Annotated in this window: 5 protein-coding genes; all 5 read left to right on the top strand. The window is 31.5% G+C overall.

All coding sequences use genetic code 11. The features are described 5' to 3' along the window. Positions 1–46: 46 nt before the first annotated feature. From A9758_RS01195 to A9758_RS01175, 5 genes are read left to right on the top strand one after another with little or no spacing between them, the layout of a single operon-like run. Positions 47–1,273 carry an aspartate kinase gene (locus A9758_RS01195; RefSeq protein ID WP_011405725.1) on the top strand — a complete coding sequence of 409 codons (1,227 nt, stop codon included), beginning with the start codon at positions 47–49 and terminating at the stop codon, positions 1,271–1,273. Then, positions 1,270–2,163, top strand: coding sequence for a 4-hydroxy-tetrahydrodipicolinate synthase (dapA, locus tag A9758_RS01190; protein WP_011405726.1), 894 nt, complete (start codon positions 1,270–1,272; stop codon positions 2,161–2,163). The genes A9758_RS01195 and dapA overlap by 4 nt, the downstream gene beginning before the upstream one ends. A 15-nt stretch (positions 2,164–2,178) precedes the next feature. Then, the gene (gene dapB / locus A9758_RS01185; RefSeq protein ID WP_011405727.1) at positions 2,179–3,000 is read left to right on the top strand and encodes a 4-hydroxy-tetrahydrodipicolinate reductase; all 822 of its coding nucleotides are present in this window, start codon (positions 2,179–2,181) and stop codon (positions 2,998–3,000) included. Between the two features lie 15 nt (positions 3,001–3,015). After that, complete coding sequence (gene asd / locus A9758_RS01180; RefSeq protein ID WP_011405728.1) at positions 3,016–4,065, top strand: aspartate-semialdehyde dehydrogenase; 1,050 nt, start codon at positions 3,016–3,018, stop codon at positions 4,063–4,065. Positions 4,066–4,104: 39 nt separating this feature from the next. Continuing rightward, positions 4,105–4,635, top strand: a complete 531-nt coding sequence (locus A9758_RS01175) for a phosphatase PAP2 family protein (protein WP_011405729.1) — start codon at positions 4,105–4,107, stop codon at positions 4,633–4,635. The last annotated feature ends 12 nt before the right edge of the window (positions 4,636–4,647 follow it).

Raw genomic sequence — 4,647 nt, 5'->3', positions numbered from 1 at the left:
TAATAAAACAATAAAAAAAATAATATATTATAATAAAGGTGAATTTATGGGAATAGTTGTGGCAAAATTTGGTGGAACATCAGTTGGTTCTGGTGAAAGAATTTATAAAGCAGCTAATTCAGTTGTTAATGAATACATGCAAGGAAATCAAGTAGTGGTAGTAGTATCTGCTATTAATAAAACTACTGATGAGTCAATTAAATTAGTAAATGAATCAATAGGCGAATTAGTAACAGAAAAACAATTAGCAGGCATATTAAGCATGGGTGAAATGCAAAGTGTACGTATAATGGCAGCAACAATAGAATCATTAGGTGTCAAAGCAGAATTTATAGATCCATTTAGTGAAAAATGGCCTGTAATTACAGATAGTAACTATTTAAATGCTAAAATTGATAAAAAAGAAACTCAAAAACGTGTAACAAAGTATATAAAGAAATTATTAAATCAGGGAATAATTCCGGTGGTTTGTGGTTTCTTAGGATGTGATGTTGATGGTTCTGTAACTACTCTTGGAAGGGGTGGAAGTGATGTATCAGCATTTTTAATAGGACATTGTTTAGGTGCTGATGAAGTTGTTATAGTTACTGATGTAAAGGGTGTAATGTCTACCGATCCACGTAAATTAAACACAGCTAGAAAATTAGATAAAATCACCGTTGAAGAAATGATAGACTTAGCTAACTATGGAGCACAAGTATTACATCCTAATGCTTTAAGATACAAAGATCCTAATATAAAAGCAAAAATAATAAGTTTCGAATATGGAGATTTAAGAGTGCAGGGAACTGATATTATAGGTCCAGCACATGAAGAATATGATGTTATTACAATTACAAAATGTGATGATAAATTATCAGTTCTTGCAGTTGTTGGCGAAAATTTAATGAATCAACAGTGTATTATAGCACAAATAACACAAAAGGTTTGTGAAAATAAATTAAATATATATGGCATATCTACTGGTGAAAGCTCAATAACTTTGTTTTTCAAAGAGGATGAGGCCATAAAAGCTCATGAAAAACTACATGATCTAGTTATTGGTGGAGATACATTAAGTTCAATCTCTTTAGGTCAGAAAATTGCAATGATTTCTGTGGTAAGTCATGATTTTATAGATACACCAGGCATTATAGCCAGTATAACAAAACCATTACATGAAAATGAAATAAATATTGTTGAATTATCATCTAGTCAAACAGCAGTTGTTGTATTTGTAGATTGGAACGATGGTGATAAGGCATATGACTTAATTAAGGAGACTTTACAATGAATTTAGAAGGAACACATGTAGCAATGATAACACCTTTTAATAATGATAACACAATAAATGAAGAAAAATATAGGGAATTTATTGATTTTTTAATAGAAGGAGGAGTTGATGGTATTCTTGCTGCAGGAACAACTGGTGAATCAGCAACATTAACACTAGAAGAACATCAAAAAGTAATAGATATAATGGTAGATCAAGCAAATGGTAGAGTAACTACAATTGCTGGTGCTGGTAGTAATGCAACATCTGAAGCACTGGATTTAGTAAACTATTCTAAAGATGCTGGTGCAGATGTAGCACTAGTTATAACACCATACTATAATAAACCTCAACAAAGTGGTTTGTATAATCATTTTAAATTATTAAATGATCAATGTGATATGCCAATAATTGCATATAATGTACCTTCAAGAACTGGTGTGGATTTATCTGTAGATAACATAATAAATCTTGCTAAATTAGATAATATTGTAGCAATTAAAGAAGCAAATCCTGATTTAAATAAATTGGCTCATGTATTTAGTAGGTTGAATTCTGAAAATTTATTAGATGACTTTACAGTATTGTCTGGTAATGATTCATTAACTCTACCTATGATATCTCAGGGATCTAAAGGAGTAATTAGTGTAGTGGCCAATATAATGCCTAATAAAACATCAACAATGGTAAATAATGCATTAAATGGAAATTATGATGAAGCAAGAACTTTATCAAATGAATTATTTAATTTAATGGATGTTCTATTTATTGAAGCAAGCCCAGCACCAACAAAAAGAGCACTTAACCTTATGGGTATGGATGTTGGTGGACTTAGAATGCCAATAAATGAAATCTGTGATGAAAATGAAGTAATATTAAAAGAGATTCTTAAAGAAAATAACTTAATATAAAAAGGAGTGTAATACATGATAAGAGTAGCAGTTACAGGTTGTGCAGGAAATATGGGTTCTAAAATCATTAAAACTGTACAAGCACAAGATAATATGGAAGTAGTAATGGGAATAGAAATGCCAAATAGTCCTCTAGCAGGTAATGATTTAGGTCAACAAATAGGTTTAGGTCCAATGGGTGTGGAAATAATTGGTTCACAAGACTTAAAAACTGAATTAGAAAAAGTTAAACCAGATGTACTTGTTGACTTTACAATAGCTAAAGCAGCAGTAGAAACAGTTAAAATTTGTGCTGAATGTGGTGTAAATGTTGTTGTTGGAACAACAGGATTAAATGATGAACAATTAGATGTCATGCATAAAGCTATTAAAGATAATGATATTAAAGCAGTTATTTCTCCAAACATGGCCACAGGAGTGAATGTATTCTTTGAAATTGTAGGACAAGTTGCAAAAATTTTAGGTAATGAATACGATGTTGAAATTGTAGAAGCACATCATCATAACAAACAAGATGCACCTTCTGGAACAGCAAAAAGAGCTGCAGAAATAGTAGCAGAAAATCTTAATCTAGATCTTAAGGAAAAAGCATGTTATGGCCGTGAAGGTATGGTTGGTAAAAGACCAGAAAATGAAATTGGAATACATGCTGTACGTGGTGGAGATATTGTAGGAGATCATACTGTAATGTTCTGTGGTGATGGTGAAAGAATAGAAGTAATTCACAGAGCATCTACAAGACAAGCATTTGTAAATGGTGTAATTCGTGCAATTAACTACCAAAGTTCTAAACAAGATAAAAATATTGCAGACATGTTTGATGTACTGGGATTATAATAAGTAGGTGTTTTCATGGTAAGAAATGTATGTGTACTTGGTGCAACTGGAATGGTAGGTCAACGTTTTATCCAGTTATTATCTCAAGTACCAGATTTTAATATAGTGAATGTAGCAGCTTCTGAGAAATCTGCTGGTAAAAGATATGAAGATGCTGTTACTTGGCATCAAACAACTCCTATTCCTGAAGAAGTAAGGGATATGAGAATTGTTAATACGAATCCTGATGAGATTAGTGATGATGTAGACTTTGTATTTGCTTCTCTTCCTGCTCAGCTTGCAGAACCTGTAGAAGCAGCATTTGCAGAGAAATATATTGTTGCATCCAATGCTAGTGTAAATCGTATGAAAGAAAATATTCCACTAGTAATTCCGGAAGTTAATCCTGAACATCTTGAAATGATGGAGCTACAAAAGGATATTAATGGATGGGATGGATGTATTGTAACAAATCCAAATTGTTCAACCATAGCATTAACTTTAACTTTAAAACCATTATTTGATAAATATACATTTAAAAGAGTTTCTGTAACTACTATGCAAGCTGTTAGTGGTGCTGGATACAATGGTGTTCCATCAATGGGTATTGTGGATAATTTAATACCTTATATTGGCGGAGAAGAAGAAAAAATGCAATCTGAAACATTACATTTACTTGGAAAAGTCAATGGTGGGCTTGTAGATAGGGCAAATTTCCCATTAAGTGCTTCATGTAATAGGGTGGCTGTTGTTGATGGTCATACTGAATCAGTTTCAATAGAATTTGAGGAAGATATTACAGTAGATGATATTGAAAAAACATTATCTGAATTTAGAGGATTACCTCAAGAAAGAAATCTATCTTTTGCACCTAAACAACCTGTTATTGTGAGAAAAGAGGAAGATAGACCTCAACCTCGTATGGATAGAGATGCAGGTCATGGTATGAGTGTATCTGTTGGTAGAGTAAGAGAAGATGTATTTGATAATAGTTTCAAATATACTCTTGTTGGTCATAACACTATTCGTGGTGCTGCTGGAGCATCAATACTTAATGCTCAATTGATTTCTGAGTTATATTTATAGATGAGTTTTCACTTTTTTTTCTTTTTTTGTGGTGTTGTCATGTCTTTATATTCTTTGGATTTGATGATTTTATATTTTTTTAATCATTTAATACACACACCTCTACTTGATAGTATCATGATATGTATTTCATATGGGGGACTGTTATATTTTGGATTGTTTGTTGCATTGTTGTTGTATTTATTTGGTGGTTTAAAAGGAAAAAGAGTATCTAAGATTCTTGTATGTTCACTTTTAGTTTCATTTTTTGTAATTGAAATTATTAAGTTAGGTGTTATGAGACCAAGACCATACGATGTTTTATCATCTCTTGTTGTTATTGGTCATGAATGGGATTATTCTTTTCCGTCAGGACATACTGTTAATATGACTGTTTTATCATATATTTTGGGTAAATCATATGGACATCTTGATTTGTTTTTGATTTGTCCCTTAATTATTGGTATAACTAGATTGTATCTTGGCATGCATTATCCTTCAGATGTATTGGGAGCTTATATTATTGGGTTATTATTGGCTTTTATTTGTTTTAATATATTCTCGAGGAGATTTAAAATTAATAATATTTAAATAATTGCATCA

Source organism: Methanosphaera sp. A6, from assembly GCF_001729395.1.
Lineage (GTDB): Archaea > Methanobacteriota > Methanobacteria > Methanobacteriales > Methanobacteriaceae > Methanosphaera > Methanosphaera stadtmanae.
This window is presented reverse-complemented; position numbering and strand designations above follow the sequence as displayed.